We start from the raw sequence: 19,440 nt of genomic DNA on the forward strand, positions 1-19,440 counted from the left end.
TTGCCGTAGCTGATCGCTTCTACTGAATGCCGAACGCCGTTTCCACCCCTCCTTTGTGAGCATCCTACCATTCCTCAGTTGACACCACAAGAAGGTGGTGCTAATTTCAAAACAGCAGAGAGGTGATCGGGATGCTCACCACAACCGCCGCTCCATTCATTGAAGAGGCTCGTGCCCGCGACCAGCTTTTCATTCGTCAACCGTACGAGCTGTACGGTGAAGAGAATCATGCGGCCTGGCGGACTCTGTACGCCCGCATGCTGCCCAGTTGGGCGCAGTATGCGAATCCGCACTTTCTGGACGGCCTCACAGCCCTCCGTCTTGACCCGCGGCAGGTGCCCCGTCTGGAGGATGTGAACCGGTTCCTGGCGCCGCTGACGGGCTTTCAGGCCCGGGCGGTGAGCGGCTACGTGCCGCCCTTCCTGTTTTTCGATTGCCTGCGGCGGCGTGAATTCCCCACTACCATTACGATCCGTTCGACAGACTCGCTGGACTACCTGCCCGAGCCCGACATCTTTCACGACATCGCGGGGCATGTACCCATGCACACGCACCGGGACTTCGCCGAGACGTTGGTGCGGTTCGGCGACTGCGCCCATACGGCGGCGGAGATCGCTGCCGGCATTCGCGACGAAGCCGTGCGCCTGGAACGGCTGGCCTCGATCGTGAAGGCGATGGCGCGGTTCTTCTGGTTCACGGTAGAGTTTGGGCTGATGCGGACCAAGGACGGGTTACGTGCCTACGGCAGCGGACTGCTGAGCTCGCACAGCGAACTGCCGCATGCCTTGGAATCACCCGAGGTCCAACGCAGTGAAGCATGTCTCGAGTGGATGATCCACCAGTCGTTTGCGATCGACCATTTCCAGCCTCTGCTGTTTGTGGTCCAAGGATTTGAGCATCTGTACGAGCTAGTGGGTAAGCTCGAAGAATGGATGCTGGCCGGAAAGCTGGATCATGTGGCTCCTGGGGAGCCCGCGCTCTCGCTCGAGGACTTGCGCAGCTTCTGTTGGGCCTGAGCACGGCCGCCGCGCAGATCCACCTTCCTGACCAGACTCTGGAGGTCAAGTTCCAGGCCAACCACATCGTCACGCTGGAATCCACGCCGAAGGGCGGCGATCTCGTCGTACGGACTCGTGATGGCCAGGTGGAGCGCACGGTGGAAGCGGGCGCCGGTTTGAAGGATGTCCGGCGAGTGGAAGTGCACGACTTCGCCCTCACCAGTGACGGCACGCTGTTGGTCTCGATGGCGGTGTTATACCCCCTGGGCGCGAGCTCGCGCGTACTGGCTTTGTATCCCCTGCAAGGGGAACCGGGGTTCCTGACCTTGGACGCGGTGCTGTGTTTCCGTCTGGCGTCGGACCCCGCGACAGGCATCTGGTGCATGGGGCCGGGGCTGGAGGAGTCGTTGTTCCACCGGTTATCGGGTCCGGCGTCCGGGCCCTGGGGCATCCTGCCGAGGAAGAAAGTACGGCTGATCGATTCAGATGCGGATGAGCCGCGGCAGGCACATGAGACGGGTCCGGCGGGGTCTCCGGCCCTGTTGACCGAGATGTCCGGACGGGTGGCGGCCTGGGTGCCGAATGCGGCGGCGGTGATCGAATTCGATGCGAAGTCGGCGGAAGTGGTGACCTGGCCGGTGCCATTGGCGCAGCAGGGGAAGTCGCAGATGTCGTTTGCGGCCGCGCAGGACGGGGCGATCTACGGGTTGATGCCGCAACGTGGCGTGAATGCCGTAGAACAGTTGGACGCGCCGTACCGGCTGATGCGGTTGAACCGGGAGACGAGCGCGTGGGTGGTGGTACCGAATGGCCCTGAGCTGCCGCGAGGGGCGGTACTGGCGGGCCTGGACGGGCAGCGGGCGGTGATCTGGAAGCGGTCGACCCGGACGGTGGAGTGGGTCCAATTGCCACGATAAAAATGGCCTCGCGCGGCCCTGCCCCCGCCAGTGGAAGTTCAGCGCTGGTTTTGTGGCACCAGTTCTTCCGCGGGAGCCAGTGCGAAATTCCTGCCTTTGCTGTTCATGGCGACAAACAAACCGTGTGGATACAAAGCGCCAAGCGGCGTCGATGTAATCTCAATGCCATTTGTGGAATCCAGAGCCGTAGTCACCGTGCGTACTACTTTGCTGTGGTTGTGAGGCCGTCCCCATGTGCCTTCGCGGCGGAACAAATGAAAGCGCGAGGCGCCAGCGATCTGATCGGTACAGACAATGTACCCTGTACCGTCCTTGCGTTTCCAGATGGCGATGCCTTTCCGGCGTCCCGCAAATTCCGTCCTCCCGAAGAGCGCCAGTTCCTTGTTCGCATGGGGCGCATCCGGGTCAGCGGGATATTTGCGAATACCGGCGACTTCATCGGCATAGTAGATATACCCCAATTCGTTATCGACGGCTATGGCCTGGATTTCCCCGGATCCGGAGAATCGGCCAAATTCCCGGACCTTCACAAGGCGGAAGCCGCCGTCCGCACGACTCATCCGGTACTGCCAGAGGTACCCATCGCGCGGTCCGGATTTCCTGCTAATCATCAGGAAGACGGCGTTATCGCGTGGTCTGGTATAGACTGCGATACCCGTTGGTTGCGTGCTCGCCGGCCCTGCTGCGCCGGTGATGCCGCCGCCAGCGTCTGGTTCCTCAAAAACGGCAGGCCCCCGCATCCCGGAGATGTCAAAGGCGCCGCCTCGGCTGGATAAAATAACAAACAGGCGCAACGAGCCGAGCGCTCGTTCCGTGCAGATTGCAAGGTCCACCTTTCGACCACCCCACCTGACGCCATAGGCGATATCGACTTGGCCGAGGCGATCGAAGGGTCCCAGTCTTTGGACCATCTTGCCGTCCAACGAGAACACAGCGAGGGCACCGTGGGGCGAAGCGCCACTGTCCGTCGCGATGATAAGGCTGCGACCGGGATCCGCGTGGTTCACCCAGATGGCGGGATCGTGCGCCTCTGAGTAAACGCTGTCCGTAAAGCGGGTCACGGGCAGCGAGATTTCTCCGCCGGCGCATAAGGCGAGCCAGCCTATCAGGCAGAATGGCGGCAAGCGAGCCATGATTCTCCACCACTATTCTGCCAAAAGGCGGTGGGGTTTATCAGCCGGAGTACGGTCTCTACCGCACGCCCTGGTGCGCCGCTTCCACTGAGATGTTGTAGTCCGCCAGGATCGTACCCGTGGCCCGCTGCAGGGCCGCTCTCGCCTTCACATACGCGCCCCGGGCGGCCACTTCGGTGGACCGCGCCTGCGCCAGGAAGCTCTGGAACTGAATCACCAGGTAGCTCGTCGAAGCGCCTACCTCAAACTTCGCCTGCTCCGCCTTCAAGGACTCTTCCTGATACACACGCGCCTGGATCGCCGCCTCGTACGCAGCCTTCGCCCGGCGCTGGGCGATCAGCGCATCTTCCACTTCCAGCCGAGCCTGGTTGCGCAACTGCTGCTCGCGGATCTTCGTCTGCTTGAACTGGATTTCGTCGCGCGCCACATCAGCCTGCGCCACACGGTTCCGCAGCGGCAGGTCGATCTGGAGGCCCGCCCCATAGGACGGGTAGTCGCGCCGGAAAATCTGGCCGAGCGCGCTGGCATAGCTCCCGATGAATGTCGCATCCGGGGTGACAGCAATGGGATTAACGTCACCGGCCAGGCCGTTGTTGGTGGCAAAAGCCACAATGTCCACCTGCGGCTTCAGCGCATTGCGCGAGCCCTTCAGCGACAGTTCCGAATTGGCGATCTGCAGCGCGGCCGTGGAGAGATCAGGGCGATTCTGCGCCGCGATCCCCACCAGCTCTGGGGATTCCCGATTCTCTTCAGGCGGCAGCGCCAGCGTGCCCATGGGAATGATACGGGCCCTGCGGACCACTTCGTCTTCCGAGCCGCGGCGCGTGAGTACCGTCTTCAGAATGACTTCCTGCTCTTCCAGCAAGCCGCGGGCCCGCTCGAGGTCGAGGCGTGTCGAATACACCTGCGCATTGGCCCGTGCCATTTCCACGGTGGCCAGCGCACCCTCATCCACTTGTGCCTTGGTGTCGTCAAACAGCTTCTGGGCCAGACGCAACGTTTCTTCTTTCACCTTGACGTCCTCATAGAGTGCGACAAAGTCGTCGTACAGCCGGGTCACTCCATACACCGTGTTGATGAGCTGCTGTCGGAAGAGCAGGTCTGCGATCTTCTGCTCATTTTCGGCCTGTCGCTGGAAGCGGCGGTTCACACTGAAGCCGGCGCCGCGCAGCAGGGGCTGCGTGACATTCAGCGTGAGGGCGGAGGCGGTGTACGGGCTATAACTGCCGCGGATGGAATTCGTCGTCTGGCGCAGATTGGTGAACGCCGCGCTGACAGAGGCGCCGGAGCCGAAGCCCTGGCGGTAGCCCAGGCCCCCTGAGGTGTTGCCTGTGATCAGATTGGGCGCGCCGGCCACGGCCAGGTTCGTCTGGGGCGTGCTGAGGTGGGAGAATCCGAAATTCCCGCTGAGAAAGGGATCGAAAACGGGGATCGCACTGCCGTTGGAAAGAGGCGTCGCTCCGGTGATGCTGAGATTGGTCTGGACGACCCCCAGCGCGCCCACTTCCAGCGGATTCGTGGAAACCGAGGTGCCTGGAATGATCCGCGAGGAACTGGTGAGCAACTGGCTTGTGGGGCCGCCCACGCCCGCCGGCATTTCCGACAGGTTCAGCGCAATACCACGGGTGAGGCCGCCGCCACGCGTCCGCAGCAACTCAGTGTCGGCCGCGGCCCGGGCATAGCGTTGGATCTCGACATCCAGGTTATTCTCGATGGCGAGTTGAACGGCATCGTCGAGCGTGAGATAGAGATTGCCGGCTCGCAACAACTGCTCAAAACGGGGCGAATTGCTGAGAATCGGAGCTTGCCGCACAGGCGCGAGATAGGGCCGTTTGAAGGGCTGGAGTACGCCGCCGTCTCCGGCGAAGACTGAGCTTTGCGCCAGCAGGCATACGGCGAGCCAAACTGTCGATTGCCTGGGGAATTGCATGCGTTTGTTGGCCACCTGCTCAGCGCTTGGCGCCGTCCTCTTTCAGCTTCACGGTCTTCACCTTGACGCCCTCCTGCACGGAGTCGTTCGCGTTGACGACCAGCGCCTGGCCTTCTTCCAGCCCCTTGATCACCTCGACCTCTTTGCCGAAGTCGCGGCCAACCAGGATCTTCTGGAAGTGAATGCTGTTGTCGGGCCGGACGATTGCCACCATCGTGCCTTGCGGCCGGATCAGCAGCGTGTCGCCGGGGATAATGAGCGGCGGATTGACGCGGCGGATGCTGAGCGAAACCTGGGCATACATACCGGGCAGCAGCGCGCCATCCTGATTGGGGATCTGCACTTCGGTCAGCAGCGTGCGGCTGGAAGCATCCAGGGCGCCGGACGATCGGGCCACCTTGCCGCGGAAGATGCGGCCCGGCAGGTCGACTACGGCAACCTCCGCCTCGACACCCGGCTTGATCACATCCGCATAGGCCTGCGGCACGTTGACAAAGGTACGGAGCGTCGCCATCTGGGCAACGCGATAAATCAGGGTCTGGCCTGTACTGATGAGCGCCCCCACATCCACGTTGCGCAGGGTGATCATGCCGGCGAATGGCGCGCGCACCAGGCGATAGCCCTGCACCTGGTTCAGCCGGTCGAGGTTGGCCTTGGCGGCCTCGATGTTGCTGCGGGCCGCCGCGACGGCGCGTTCCTGGGCTCGGGCAAAGGCGCTCTGGGCCTGGAACTGGGCCTGGTAGTTGTCGTTATCCTGGCGCGAGACGGCGCCCTTGCCCAACAGGTTGCTCCAACGCTGGGCTGTAATGCGGGCCAGTTGCTCGTTGGCACGGGACTGTTCCAGGCTGGCCGTGGCCTGTTCGAGAGCCGCATAGGACTGCTGAAGCGATGCTTTGGCCTGCTGGACCTGGTTGTCCAACTCCGGCGCCTCGATCTCCGCCAGCAATTGCCCGGCGGCCACGCGATCCCCAATATCGACCAACCGGCGTTTCAGGTAGCCATCGGCGCGAGCCAGGATGGGCGCCTCGGTAACAGCCTGGATGCTGCCCGGCAGCTCGAGGTCGACGGCGGTTTCACCACGCTTGGCAAGGGAGGTGCTGACAGTCGGGCGCGCCTCAGTGTCCGCCTTGGTCTCGGCATTGATCGATTCGGTACGGCGGATCTTGGGCAGATACCCGGTGGTGAAACCAACCCCAAGGAGGATAGCGGCCACGATGGCGATGCCGAGCAAGGCCTTGGAGGACGGACGGCGGCCGGGACGCACATCATGGTCAGTTGCATCGGCGGCGCGCGCTGCGCGGTCTTTCAACTTCGCGATTTCGGCTCGCAGCAGGGCTTCACGCTCGGCGGCGACGGGATCGTGGCCGTGGGATGCGGTCTTCTGTTCGCTGTCGGGCATAACTCTTCGCTTCAGGCCTGGCCGGATTCCGCCGGCAGTTCGCCTTCATGCTCCTCAAAGAAAATCGTCTCGTCGTAATTCACGGGCGGGGTCTTGCGCAGGGCGCTGTAGATGACCGGAACCACCACCAGGGTGGCCAGCGTCGCCACGGCCAGGCCGCCTATCACCGCGCGGCCGAGCGGTGCGTTCTGTTCCCCGCCTTCGCCAAATCCAAGCGCCATCGGCAACATTCCGATGATCATCGCCATGGCCGTCATCAGCACGGGCCGGACGCGCGTGGCGCCAGCGGAAAGCGCGGCCTCGCGGGCGTTCTTGCCCACCATCCGTTCGTCGTTGGCAAACACCACCATCAGGATGCTGTTCGCCGTCGCTACGCCGATGCACATAATGGCGCCCATCAATGAGGGGACGTTGAACGTGGTCTGGGTCAGGAACAGGGCCCAGACGATGCCGGCGAAGGCGCCCGGGATCGCCATCAGGATGATCATCGGATCCAGCCAGGATTGGAAGTTGACCACCATCAGCAGGTAGACCAGGGCCACCGCACCCAGCAGGCCGATGCCCAGCCGGAAGAACGAATCCTGCATCGTCTTATACTGGCCGCGCACGTTGAGCCCCATGCCTTTGGGCAGCTTCTTTGACTCTTCGTCGATCACCTTCATCACCTGGTCGCCAACTCCGCCCAGGTCCCGGCGGTCCACGTTTACGAAGACATCGACGACAGGCTGAACATTGTAGTGGTTGACAATGCCGTAGGTCCGGCCCCGTTCTATCGTCGCCAGGTTCGAGAGCAGTTGCGAGCGGTCGGCCTGCGCGCCCGGATTGCCATAGGCCAATGTGTTCTTGCCGGGGCTGGCGCCCGTGGAGCTGGGAGTGAGCGCCGAGGCGCCGGCCAGCGAGTCCGTGGTGGTGAAGGCCACACTGTTGGTGGCCGAACCGATGGGCGTCCGCATCAGGTCGTCCAGCGACAGGAAACGGTAGATGGGCGTCTGCACCGCGACGTTGTAGTTGACGCCGTTGGCGAAATTGAGCCACTGGTTGGGCGCCACCTGGCCGCTGGAGCTCAGCGAAATCAGCAGGCTGCTGGAGACGTCTCGCTGCGTCAGGCCCATCTGGCCGGCCTTGGTACGGTCGACGTTCACACGGATCTCCGGACTGTCGTCCGTCTGGTGGAGGTGAACATCCGCGCTGCCCGGAATGCGCTCAACCCGCTTGGCGATCTGGCGGGCAATCTGGAAGGCCTTGACGGGGTCGCGGCCCGTCACTTGGATGTCGATCGGCGCCGGCAAGCCGAAATTCAAGATCTGGTTCGTAATGTTGGCGGCTTCGAAAAAGAAGACCACGTCGGGGAATCGCTCGGATAGCCGCTTGCGGAGCTTCTCCGTGTACATCTCCACCGGCTCGTGCTTCTCCTGATTGAGGGAGATCAGAATTTCACCATCGTTGGTTCCGATGGTGGGATTGTCTCCGAACGCCAGGTTGAAGCCGCCGTTGGGGAGACCGATGTTGTCGACGATGGTCTCCAGTTCCTGCGGCGGGATCACCTTCCGGATCTCCTCCTCAATGCCTCCGAAAACGAGCTCGGTCTGCTCCAGCCGTGTACCGGAGGGGGCGCGGGCATGCAGCCGCATCTGGCCCGAGTCGATGCTGGGGAAGAAGTCGCGGCCGACCATGGGCGACAGGGCCAGCGAGAGTACAACAAAGACGCCGAACACCACGCCAACGATCTTCTTGTGATCCAGCGCCCAATCGAGAAAACCGGTGTATCGCTCACGGAAGCCCTCAAAACGGCGGTTGAAGGCGTGATGGACACTCCAGATGACGCCTTTGCCGCCCGTGGCATGTTCGCCATGCTGGTAAAGATGCGCTTCCTGGCCTAACAGGTAATGCACCATGGTGGGCACCAGGGTTCGGGAGAGCAGGTAGGACGCCATCATCGCAAAGACCACGGCGAGCGCCAGCGGCGTGAACAGGAACTTGGCCACTCCGGTGAGCAGCAGGACGGGTACAAAGACGACGCAAATCGAGAGGGTCGAAACGAAGGTGGGCGCCGCGATCTGCATCGCGCCATCCAGCACGGCGCGCGTCAGCGGCTTCTTCATCGCCAGGTTGCGATGCGTATTCTCGATCTCCACCGTCGCGTCGTCCACCAGGATGCCGACGGCCAGGGCCAGGCCGCCCAGGGTCATGACATTGATCGTCTGCCCCATGAGCGAGAGCACCGTCAGCGACGACAGGATGGACAGCGGAATGGAGATGGAGACGATCAGCGTACTGCGCCAACTGCCGAGGAACATCAGGATCATCAGGCCGGTGAGGATGGCGGCCATCAGACCTTCCTTCAACACTCCATTGATGGCGGCGCGGACGAAGACGGATTGGTCGAAGAACTCACGGACTTCCAGTTCTTTGGGCAGTCCGGCCAGGATCTTGGGCATGGCGGCCTTCACACCCTTCACGATGTCGAGAGTGGATGCCTGGCCGTTCTTCATGACAATCAGCAGCGCGCCGCGCGTCCCGTTGGTGCGCACAATGCTGGTCTGGACGGCATAGCCGTCGCGCACATGGGCCACATCCTTCATATAGACCGTGGCGCCATTCACCGTGCGGACAGGCAGATCGTTCAACTGTTCCAGCACGCGCGGGCTGGAGTTGAGCCGCACCTGGTATTCGCGCTGGTCCAGCTTGATATTGCCGGAAGGCAGAATCAGGTTCTGCAGGTTCAGCGCATTGGAAACATCGAGCGCCGACAGATTCTTGGCATAAAGGGCCTGTGGATCAAGGTCCACCATCACCTGGCGGAAACGTCCGCCGTAGGGCAGCGGCACCGAGGCGCCTTGTACCGTGGCCAATTGGGTACGGATGAAGTTCAGCCCGAGATCGAAGAGTTCCTGCTCACTGAGGGTTTTACTCCCCAGGCCCAACTGCAGGACGGGCACGATGGAAGCGTCGTACTTCAGGATGCTGGGCGGAAAGATGCCGGGCGGCAGGCCGCGCAGCAGGGTCTGCGAGATCGCTGTGACCTGCGCAATGGCGAGGTCGATCTTCACATTCGGCTGGAAGAAGATGCGCGTCACCGAGACGCCGCTATAACTCTGCGACTCGATGTGTTCGATGTCGTTGACTGTCGTCGTGAGGGCCCGTTCAAAGATGGTGACAATCCTCTTCTCCATCTCTTCCGGGGGAATGCCGTTATACGTCCACACGACGCTGACAACAGGGATGTCCACGGCCGGGAATATGTCGACCGGCATCGAGACGATGGCCGAGCAGCCCAGAAGGACGATCAGCATCGCGAGGGCGACGAAGGTATACGGGCGACGGAGCGCCAGCCGAACAATCCACATTTAGGTTGCTAGTCCGATGGAAGAATCTCTCGAAAGGCACCGCCAACTTTGGCCGTACCTGTCTGTCTAGCTACCAGTGTCCCGTTCGGGCCACCTAAAGTCATGACACCCAGGGGCTAGGGGCCTCTGGCTATTTCGAGCTATCAGGACAAGTGAATAATCCCGCGCTGCAGGGCGGAGGTCGCTGCCTGCGTGCGGTCATCCACCCCTAACTTATTGAGAACATTCTTCACATGGTTCTTAACGGTGTATTCGGCAATTCGCAGTTCATAGGCGATCTGCTTATTGCTGAGACCCTGCACAATCAGCCGGAGTACCTCAGTTTCCCGGACACTGAGGTCTGCCCTGGGGAACTGGGCGGCCAGCGCCGCAGCCACCGACGCAGGCAGGTAGGTCTGCCCGGAGTGAACCGCGCGGATGGCTTTCAGCAGCTCGTCGTGCAGGACTTCCTTCGTGAGATAGGCCTGGGCGCCGCACTGCAGGGCGCGCCGGATATCCTCATCGCCGCCATACGTGGACAGGGCCACGAAGCGCGCATTCGGCCACTCGCTGCGGATGGAGGACATGGCCTCGAAGCCCGTCATGCCCGGCATGCGGATGTCCATCAGGGTGATGTCCGGCCGGAACTGACGGTGCAACTGGACGGCGTGCGCCCCGTTCAATGCCTCGGCCACCACGGTCATATCGGACTGCATCGCCACAATCGTAGAGATGCCCACCCGCGCGATCAGGTGGTCCTCGGCAATCAGGATGCCGATGCGCTTCGGGCTGGGAATCTCAGCAGGATTCATGTGAGGGGAACCGTCACTTCGATTGTAGTGCCCGCACCGGGCGCTGTTTCCAGCCGCAGGGTGCCACCGGCGCGCTGGGCGCGCTCCTGCATGCCCAGCAGGCCGAAGTGGCCGCCGGCCGAGAGGAATGCGTTATTGGCATCAAAGCCGCTGCCGTCGTCCGTAATGCGCAGCTTCAGCGCGTTGCCCTCCCGCTGCAGAGCAATCGTGGCGTGGGTCGCTTCGGAGTGCTTCAGGGCGTTGTTCAGCGCCTCCTGTGCGATGCGCAGCAGTTGTTGTTCAGTCTCCTTGGACACCAACGGCAGGTCAGGCGCCGCCTGGACCGTGGCGCTCAAACCGCGCCCGGCGGTCATCATGCGGGAAGTCTGTGCCATCGCCTGGGCCAGCGTCTGCCCCTCCAGAGCCTGGTCGCGCAGATCCATGACGGATCGCCGGGCCTCCGTCAGGCTGTGCTGGGCCATTTTCTGGGCGAGGTTCAGATACTGCGCGGCTTGCGAGGGGTCCTCGGGCAGCAGCATCGAGACCGCCTCGAGTTGGGAGGAGATGCCGACGTAGCCCTGCGCCAGGGTATCGTGAATCTCGCGCGCCAGCCGGGCACGCTCGGCCAGGACCAGCGAGAAGCGGTGCCGTTCCTGCAGAATGCGCCAGCGGCTGATCAGCCACACCAGCAGGGCGGCAAAGGCAGCCAGGGACCAGCGGAACCAGGCGGTCTCCCAGAGGTGCGGGGTACGGCGGAACGCGAACGAGGCCGTTTCTCCAAACAGAGCGCCGCGGCTGTCGCTGGCCCTGACGACGAAGCGGTAGCTGCCCGACGGCAGTGTGTTGTAGTTGGCGACACGCCGGCTGCCGGCCTCGATCCACTGCGCGTCGAGCCCTTCCAGCTTGTAGCGGTAACGGACCGACTCCGGAGCGGCCAGCCGCACAGCGGCATAGCGGAATTCCACCCGGTGGCTGTTGGGCGGCAGGATGGCAAAGGCGGTGGGCACCACGTCGACGCCATCCACCCGCACCTCCACCACCTGAGCCGGCGGCGGCGGAGCTTCGGTGTGGATCCGCTCAGGCCGCACCGCGGCCAGCCCGGCCACCGTGGGAAACCACAAGCGCCCATCCCGGCTGCGCCCCCCTCCGCTGGAGGCAGGCCAGCCCGGCGCGCAATTCATGCTTTTCAGGCCTTCGCTGATACCGAATACCACCACCGGCAGTCGCGCAGCCGGGTTGTGTACCAGTTCCTTCACCTTTGCCTTCTCAACCCGTGCCAGGCCGCGCGTGGTGGCCAGCCACAGCCAGCCGGAGCCGTCATCCGTGACATGCGCCACATTGTCGCTGGGCAGGCCATTGACGGCCGAACAGCGCCAGAATCGATTCTCCCGGAAGAAGGCCAGTCCGCCGCCGGCAGTGCCGATCCAGAGGGTGCCGTCATCATCCTCGGCCAGCGAACGGATCTGGTTGCTCGACAGCCCTTGCTCCACCGTGATCAGCTCAGCGCGGCCATTGCGCCAGCGCCACAAGCCGCTGCCGAAAGTGCCGGCCCAGCGCGACCCGTCCCTGGCGGCCAGCAGCGCCACCACCGCGTCGTTCAACAGTGGCCCGCCGGCGATGGCGTTCGATGCCTTGCCGTCTGACAACTCCAGCACTCCGCCGTTCGTACCCAGCCACAGCGTGCCCGGCGCCACCTCGATGGCGTCAAAGACATTGTGCCGTCCCACCGTGTCGCTGGGCTCATACGTGCCGGACACCCGGCCGCCGCTGATCCTGGTCAGCCCGGCCCGCGTGCCCACCAGCACCTCACCGTCTCCGGATTCCCGCAAACAGAAGACTTCGTTACTGGGCAGGCCCTGCACCGGCGTATAGCGCGATTCCGCCAGCCGCCCGGCGCCGCCATCGTGAAACCCCACCCAGATCGCGCCGTCCCGTGACTGCATCACCGCCGTCGGCTGGTCGCTGGGCAGACCTTCGTTCTTCCCGAAAACCGCAAAGCTCTGATCGCGAAACAGGTGCAGGCCGCTGTTGGTGCCCACCCACAGGTTGCCGTCGCGGTCCTCATACAGGCACCATACCCACTCCCCTGCCCGGAACACCGCCTCGCTCACACTGTCGGTGCGGCCATTCGCGCGGCGGCACAGGCCACTGTTGGTGCCGATCCAGACTGAGCCGTCGCGGTCGTGAACCAGGGCCCGGACAAACGTGGCGGGCAAACCATCCGCCGTGGTCAGCAGGCGCCGCCGGCCGCCTTCATTCAACAGCATGCCATTCGTTCCGCCGGCCATCAGTTGACCGGCTGAATCCAGCGCCAGGCAGAGTGTAATGCCGCCGGAGAGCGACCCGCCCTCGTTGGTCTCATGGAAGCGGTCGTTCTCAAAATAGCCGATGGAGCCGAATCCGGCCACCCAGACACGGCCCGAGGCATCCACGATGGCGGCCCGTACGCCCTGCGCGGGCAGTCCGTGCTCCTGTCCGAAGTTGGTGAACTTGCCATCCCGGTAGCGGCACAGGGAGAGACCGGCGGCCACCCAGATCGTACCGCGGCTGTCTTCGTGAATCGAGGTGATGAACGCCGAGGGCACTCCCTCCTTGGCGCCAAACAGCGTGAAGCGGCCGGCGTGATAGCGGGCTAATCCGCCGGCCGTGCCGATCCACACCGAACCGTCTCGAGAGGCCCACAGCGCCGTAACCAGGTTATTTGGCAACTGGCCGGCATCGCGCGTATATACCGTGAATTCGATGCCGTCAAAGCGGGCCAACCCCTCCTCGGTCCCAATCCACAGGTAGCCGTCGCGAGACTGTGCCAGCGCCCGGATCGTATCCTGCGGCAGACCCTCCGCCTGGCTCCACTGGCGGTGCGCATACTGGCTCATCCGGCGCTGTGGGTTCAGGCCGAAGGCTGCCGGCAGCAGGCACACTACAGCCAGGATGAGGCGCGTCACGACCATCTCCCTAAGAGTGTAGCGTCCCCACGCCTTTCATCCCGTGTCCCATCGTGATAGCGTGACGGCATGATCGTGACAGCACGCGCGGAAATCGATGAGTTCCTGGCTTTGCCGCGCATCGCACTGGTAGGCCTCTCCCGGGAAGAGAAACACTTCAGCCGGATGGTCTTCAAGGAACTGCGCCGCCGCGGCCGCGATGTAGTCCCCGTGAATCCGGAGACAACCGAAATCGACGGCATTGCCTGCTATCCGGATGTCACCAGCATCCTGCCCGCCGTACAGGGTGCGCTCATCATGACTCCTCCGAAAGCGTCTGCCTCCGTTGTGGAAGATTGCGCCGTCGCCGGCGTCCATTTCGTCTGGCTCTACCGCAGCGTCGGGTCCGGGTCCGTCAGCAAGGAAGCCCTCTTTGCCTGCGAAGAACTTGGGCTTCGCGTGATCAACGGCGAATGCCCCTTCATGTTCCTGCCCGACTCCGGCTGGATCCACGGGCTGCACCGCGGCCTGCGCGGCCTGTTGGGCAATTTGCCGAATTGAGCAACAGGCGGATGGACACGCCTACTCGTCCGCAATGCGCACCCCCACCAACTGGCTGAGGTCGACCGCGATGTCGTGCAGCGTCGCCGATTGCGCCGTTAATTCCTGAGACGCGGAAGCACCCTCCTCCGCACTCGCAGCCGCTGACTGCGTCACTCGCTCCATTTGAGCAATCGCCTTGCTGATCTGCTCCACCCCTCGTGTCTGCTCCAAACTGCCCTGGTTCACTTCGTCGATCAGCACCTGAATACTCTGCGCCTCCGCCGTGATGGCGTGAATCGCATGCGCAACCTCGTCCACTTTCGACTTCCCGTCCGATGACTTGTGAATCGAATCCTCAATCAGGGCCGAGGTCTCCTTCGCCGCCTGGGCACAGCGGTGCGCCAGACTCCTCACCTCGTCCGCCACTACGGCGAAACCCATGCCCGCCTCCCCGGCCCGAGCCGCCTCCACCGCCGCATTCAGCGCCAGGATATTCGTCTGGAAGGCAATCTCATCGATCACCTTGATAATGCGCGAGATCTTGCCGCTGGAGTCGCCAATCTCCCCAATCGCCTTCACCATCCCGTCCAGCGACTTGTTGGTCAGCTTGAACTTCTCCTGCGATTGTAGAGCCAATTCCGCGGCCGAGCGCGTGCTCTCGCTGTTCTTATTCGCCATCGCGCTGATCTCTTCACTGGTAGCCGAAGTCTCCTCCAATGACGCCGCCTGTTCCGATGCCCCCTGCGCCAGCGTCTGGCTGGACGAAGACACCTGGGAGGCAGCGCTCGCCACCTGGCTCGCCCCAGCAGCCAATCGCCCGATGGAGTCGTGCAGTTGCCGTGTGATGCCTCGTACTATGAAGAACGCCGCCAGCGCGCCAAACCCGATCACCGCCAGTCCCAGGCTCGAAGTGATCACGCTCTGCTGGTGTGCGCTCGCCAAAGCCATTTCCATCGTCTGGTCGTTCCTGGCCTTGTTCCAATCCGTCCGGCCCTTCAATATCTTGCGGAGCTCGATGAATAGCGGATGCGCGGTCTTCGCGTAGAGTTCCGCCGCCTCCACGTTCTGTCCGGACCGGCTCACCACCTCAACCCGCGACCACGCCTCCAAATACCGGTCCAGCGCCGGCCTTACCTGCCCCCAGGCCAGCCTGTCCGACTCGTCTGTGACGGATTCCCCATACTTCTTCATGAACTCAGTCATGTCGCGCTTCAGGCTCTCGTTCTTTGCCTCCTCAGCAGCCATCTGCTCCTTCGACGAACTGGCAATATGCTTCCAGCAATTACCCCGGAACTCGATCAGGGCCGCCTGCAAGCCCTGGGAATAGTACATACCGGGTACCGTATCCGCGCTCAGCGAGGTGAGGCTGTCCTCTGAGCGGGTCAGCCCCAGCAATGACACAGCGGCCAGGACTACATTGACGCCCACCAGGGCCGTGCACATCCACCCAATCCGTTTACCAATCGTCATGAATATCCTCTCGTGGGGAACCTCCGGACAGGCCGGCCAGCCCGGCCGCGTGCTACTTCGGAATTCTCCACAGATCACATCGGCCGGCGCTTCGTGGTTGTGAGGGAAGCTGGTACCCCAAGCTGCAATTCCTCGCCCAAAACGAACTCGGCGCGGCAGTCCCCATCGGGAGGACTTGCCGCGCCGTCTCAAACTACCTGATTGGACTCGCTGCTTGCCGGGCCGTCCGCGGCAGCACTGCTGCCTGGCCCGCGTCTCCTAGAACATGAACTTCAGCGCCAACTGCACGTTGCGGGGTTCGCCGAAGCCGAGGCCCGGCGCGCCCGATCCGTTGCGCGTGTTCGTGATCAGGCCGAAGCTGGTCGAAGAACCCAGCGACGAACCCGGATTGGCGTAGTTCGCGCGATTGAAGAGATTGAAGATCTCCACGCGGAACTGGGTGCTGATGCGCTCGGTGATCGAAGTGTTCTTGAACACCGAGAAGTCGAAGCTGCCGAAGCCCGGTCCGCGAATCGCGTCGCGGCCGATGTTGCCGAACGTGCCAGTCGCCGGGCGGGCAAAAGCCGCCGCGTTGAACCAGCGCACGGCCGTGCCGCTCGTCGGTTGCACCACGTTGGCAAAGGGATCGCCCACCACGTCGACACGGTCGCGCGAATCGGCGCTGCCGCTGACGTTCGTGCCCGCCAGGATGTCCAGCGGTTCACCCGTGTGCGCGGTGATCAGGCCGTTCAACTGCCAGCCCTTGCTCAGCCGCGAGAAGCGCTGGCCAACCTGCGGAATGTCATAGGTGACATACCCGGTGAAGATGTTGCTGATGTCGAAGTTGGCCGGACCACGCTCCCGCGCCAGGTTATAGCTGTTCGCCGGCAGCGTGTTGCGCACGTTCGAACCGTTGTCGATCGCCTTGCCGAACGTGTAGTTCGCCACGGCGGTGAAGTTCTTGATGCGCGTCACCCGAACCTGGCTCTGGAAGGAGTGGTAGTTCGAGTTGCCAATCGAATTCAGCTCATTGATCGAGGCCAGGGTCGGATAGGCGCCGTTATAGGGCCTGCGCTCCTGCGTCGTGCCCGTCGTGCCGGGCACCGGGGCATTGATGTTCCGCAACAGCGAAAGGTGATGTCCGGCGCTGCCCACATAGCCAGCCTGCACCATAATCGCCTTGCTCAGCTGATGCTGCACGTTCAGGTTGAAGTTCTGCACATACGGCACGCGGAAATCCTGGCTCACGGAGAATACACCGAACGGAGGCCGCGGATTCGTCGCCCCGAAAATCGCTTCGTCCTTCACAAGCGTGAAGCCGCTGCGGATGATCGAGTACACCGGATTCGGGCCGCCCGGATTGGCATGCACGCCCGCCGCCCCGCCATTCGGCACACCCGTGTTCGCCACCAGGAAGTTCAGTGGCGGAACATCATAGAAGAATCCATAGCTGCCGCGAATCACCGTCTTGGCGCTCTTGCCCGGCGTATAGGCGAAGCCGAAACGCGGAGCAAAGTTGTTCAGGTCTCTCGGATACAGGCTGTCGGCATCGACACCCGGTGTGATGAAACCCTTGCCGGGGACGAAGTTCGTAATCGTGTTCTTGTCGTCGTACAGCACGCCGTGATAGGTGTAGCGGACGCCGAAGTTGAGGTTCAGCTTCGAGTTCACCTGCCAGTTGTCGTGCACCCACCAGTCGAAGGAGTTCTGCCAGTAGTCGCGCTGCAACTGCCCGCGCACAATCTGCGCGCCGTTGTTGCCCGTCACATAGCCGGCCATGAAGTCGGCCATCGCCTTCTGGCTCGTACTCAGGGTCGAGTCCGAGGCCCAGGGACCGGCCGTGCCGTCAAAGCTGAACGAGCCGCGCTTGTTCGTGTCATAGAACACGTCCAGCCGCGCCCGGCGGTACTCGCCGCCCACCTTGAGCTGATGCGCGCCCAGCGAAAGGTTCAGGTTCGAGGTGATGTGCCCCGTGCTGTCGATGCGGCCCAGCGGTTGTGTCGCGCTGGCGCCCGCAAAGCCGCTGATGCGTAGCGACGGCGAACCCTGCAGCGTCGACTCCGTGACACCCGTGTTCAGCCCGAGTGCGATCGGATTGGCGCTCGTATCCAGATCGTTGAACACCTGCAGGAAGTAGTTCACACCCAGCGTGGTCTGCAGCACGGCGCGCGGCGAGAAGATGTCGTTCATCACCACTGACATGTTGTGCATGTGGCTGGGCGCCACCTGGAAGTATTCCCGGTACGGTACGCCGGCATCGGCGATCTGCGTACCCGTGCCGCCGAAGTAGCGGCCCGCAATGGTGTGATTCGACGTGAACCGGTGGTCGATCTTGATGATCCCGTTGTAGCTGTCGTAATCAGCCGAATCCGCCGCCACGAAGTTGTTCGCCGTCGCCGGAGCGTTGTTGTAGCGCGACGGCCACAGCGAACGCAGGTTCGTCGACACCGGATTCACCGCCACGCCATAGCGGATCAGGATGCTGGTGGCATCCGCCGCCCAGGCATTCGAAGGATGCGTGTTCAGGAACGACAGGCCGGCCACCGCCTTCTGCGCTTCGCCGGTGACGAAGAAGAAAGTCTTGTCCTTGATCACAGGACCTCCCACCGAGAAGCCGTACTGGTCGTTGCGGATCTTGCGCTTCGCGCTGCCCGCCGTGGCGAACGGAGAGTTCGCGGCGAAGAACTCATTGCGGTTGAAGTAATACGCGCTGCCGTGAATGTCGTTCGTGCCCGATTTGATCACCAGGTTCACCGACGCGCCGCCATTGCGGCCGGATTCGGCGCTGGCATTGGACTGCACCGCGAACTGGTCAATCGCTTCAATGGGCAGCAGCGTACCGGCAATGCCGGCCACACCGCCCTGGTTCACCGCGCTCGCGTTGTGGAACGCGTCGTTGTTGTCGGCCCCGTCAATCTGGTAGTTGTTGCCGGAGGTGCGCATGCCGTTCACTGATCCGGACGAGGGCGAGACACCCGGCGCCAGCTTCAGCATCTGGCGGAAGTCGCGGCCCATCATCGGGACCTCGGCCACAATCTTCGGCCCCACCACACCGGTCAGCGCGGAAGAGGTGGTCTCCAGCGTGGCGGCATCCGCCGACACTTCCACCACCGCGGCCTGGGTGGCAACGCTCATTTGGAGTGTAAGATTGGTTACTTTCGAGACGCTGACTTCGATGTTGGCCACCTTGACGGTCGAGAAACCGGCTTTGGTCGCAGTCAGTTCGTACATGCCCAGGGGCAGGTCAGGCAGCGAGAAGTCGCCGGCCTGGGAGGTGAGTGTGGTGCGCTTCAAACCCGTCGACGGGCTGTTCAACTGCACCGCTGCATCGGGCACTGCGGCTCCAGAGGCGTCTGTCAACGTCCCGGAGATGGCTCCTCGGAATGTCTGTGCAGGCATCAGCGCGGCAAGCGCCAACGCCAGAGAAAATACACCCTTGGCGTATTTGGGAAAGCTCATTCGGTAAACCCCTCAGCAAATTCGGTCGGTGTGAGTGCCTGCGTGGCTCGACGGAGACAGCGCTGGGGGGCGCCTCGTGGCGCAAATCCCGAAAGCAGGGCAAGACTGCCTGTTTCCAAAGATTAACATCCCGCAGGCGGCTGAGGTTATTAAAAATTTCTATTGGCCGAATGCGAATCGGCCCGACCAGATGCGTTGATTTTCATCGACTTCTGGTTGATACATGTAAACCCAGACGGGGACCGTCCGCCCGTCCCGCAGTGTCGCGGTTCGCGTCAGTCGGATGAATTCATCACCCTCGTACGCGTCCAGGTCGGCGAGCAAGGCGGGCGAATCCGGCAATCGCGCCACCTGGCCATGAACCCAGGCGGCCGCACCCTCTTCCGGGTCCCGCATGCCTGGATAGCCGCCCAGCGTATACAACCGGCCGGCCACCTTGGCCTCCACCGGGGCGCCGGACGCCTGCCACAGGCGGCGCGACCATTCGTTATCCACACCACCCATCAGCGTGCCGTAAACAAACAGGAATTCGGTTTCGGTCGTCACCATGTCATTGGAACGGCGGACCGCC

Annotated in this window: 12 protein-coding genes; 3 read left to right on the forward strand and 9 right to left on the reverse strand. The window is 62.9% G+C overall.

Annotated elements, in window-relative coordinates; all coding sequences use genetic code 11:
* Positions 1–131: 131 nt before the first annotated feature.
* A complete protein-coding gene (locus ACR9Y2_RS26410; RefSeq protein WP_435044726.1) occupies positions 132–1,016 on the forward strand; it encodes a phenylalanine 4-monooxygenase in 885 nt (294 codons plus the stop codon).
* Complete coding sequence (locus ACR9Y2_RS26415) at positions 1,007–1,915, forward strand: hypothetical protein (protein WP_435044727.1); 909 nt, start codon at positions 1,007–1,009, stop codon at positions 1,913–1,915. The genes ACR9Y2_RS26410 and ACR9Y2_RS26415 overlap by 10 nt, the downstream gene beginning before the upstream one ends.
* A gap of 38 nt (positions 1,916–1,953) precedes the next feature.
* On the opposite strand, the gene ACR9Y2_RS26420 is transcribed toward ACR9Y2_RS26415, so the two are convergent.
* From ACR9Y2_RS26420 to ACR9Y2_RS26445, 6 genes are all read right to left on the reverse strand, one after another.
* On the reverse strand, positions 1,954–3,048 hold the full coding sequence (locus ACR9Y2_RS26420; protein WP_435044728.1) for a phytase: 1,095 nt from the start codon (positions 3,046–3,048) through the stop codon (positions 1,954–1,956).
* Between the two features lie 58 nt (positions 3,049–3,106).
* Complete coding sequence (locus ACR9Y2_RS26425; RefSeq protein ID WP_435044730.1) at positions 3,107–4,978, reverse strand: TolC family protein; 1,872 nt, start codon at positions 4,976–4,978, stop codon at positions 3,107–3,109.
* A 19-nt stretch (positions 4,979–4,997) separates the two neighbouring features.
* Complete coding sequence (locus ACR9Y2_RS26430) at positions 4,998–6,377, reverse strand: efflux RND transporter periplasmic adaptor subunit (protein WP_435044731.1); 1,380 nt, start codon at positions 6,375–6,377, stop codon at positions 4,998–5,000.
* Positions 6,378–6,388: 11 nt separating this feature from the next.
* Complete coding sequence (locus tag ACR9Y2_RS26435; protein WP_435044732.1) at positions 6,389–9,724, reverse strand: efflux RND transporter permease subunit; 3,336 nt, start codon at positions 9,722–9,724, stop codon at positions 6,389–6,391.
* Positions 9,725–9,867: 143 nt separating this feature from the next.
* Positions 9,868–10,515 (reverse strand): response regulator, encoded by a 648-nt coding sequence (locus ACR9Y2_RS26440; protein ID WP_435044733.1) that lies wholly within the window; start codon positions 10,513–10,515, stop codon positions 9,868–9,870.
* Entirely contained in the window at positions 10,512–13,439 is a 2,928-nt protein-coding gene (locus ACR9Y2_RS26445) for a two-component regulator propeller domain-containing protein (protein ID WP_435044734.1), read from the reverse strand. Before ACR9Y2_RS26445 ends, ACR9Y2_RS26440 begins: the two co-directional genes overlap by 4 nt.
* A gap of 69 nt (positions 13,440–13,508) precedes the next feature.
* On the opposite strand from ACR9Y2_RS26445, the gene ACR9Y2_RS26450 reads away from it, so the two are divergent.
* Complete coding sequence (locus ACR9Y2_RS26450) at positions 13,509–13,979, forward strand: CoA-binding protein (protein ID WP_435044735.1); 471 nt, start codon at positions 13,509–13,511, stop codon at positions 13,977–13,979.
* A gap of 21 nt (positions 13,980–14,000) precedes the next feature.
* Here the strand turns inward: ACR9Y2_RS26450 and ACR9Y2_RS26455 are convergent, their stop codons facing one another.
* The 3 genes from ACR9Y2_RS26455 to ACR9Y2_RS26465 form a co-directional block, all read right to left on the reverse strand.
* A complete protein-coding gene (locus ACR9Y2_RS26455; RefSeq protein WP_435044736.1) occupies positions 14,001–15,431 on the reverse strand; it encodes a methyl-accepting chemotaxis protein in 1,431 nt (476 codons plus the stop codon).
* A gap of 258 nt (positions 15,432–15,689) precedes the next feature.
* The gene (locus ACR9Y2_RS26460; RefSeq protein WP_435044737.1) at positions 15,690–18,869 is read right to left on the reverse strand and encodes a carboxypeptidase regulatory-like domain-containing protein; all 3,180 of its coding nucleotides are present in this window, start codon (positions 18,867–18,869) and stop codon (positions 15,690–15,692) included.
* 159 nt (positions 18,870–19,028) lie between these two features.
* Positions 19,029–19,418 carry a gamma-glutamylcyclotransferase family protein gene (locus ACR9Y2_RS26465; protein ID WP_435044738.1) on the reverse strand — a complete coding sequence of 130 codons (390 nt, stop codon included), beginning with the start codon at positions 19,416–19,418 and terminating at the stop codon, positions 19,029–19,031.
* Positions 19,419–19,440 lie beyond the last annotated feature (22 nt).

It is taken from the genome of Paludibaculum fermentans, from assembly GCF_051172195.1.
In the GTDB taxonomy this organism is placed as follows: domain Bacteria; phylum Acidobacteriota; class Terriglobia; order Bryobacterales; family Bryobacteraceae; genus Paludibaculum; species Paludibaculum fermentans_A.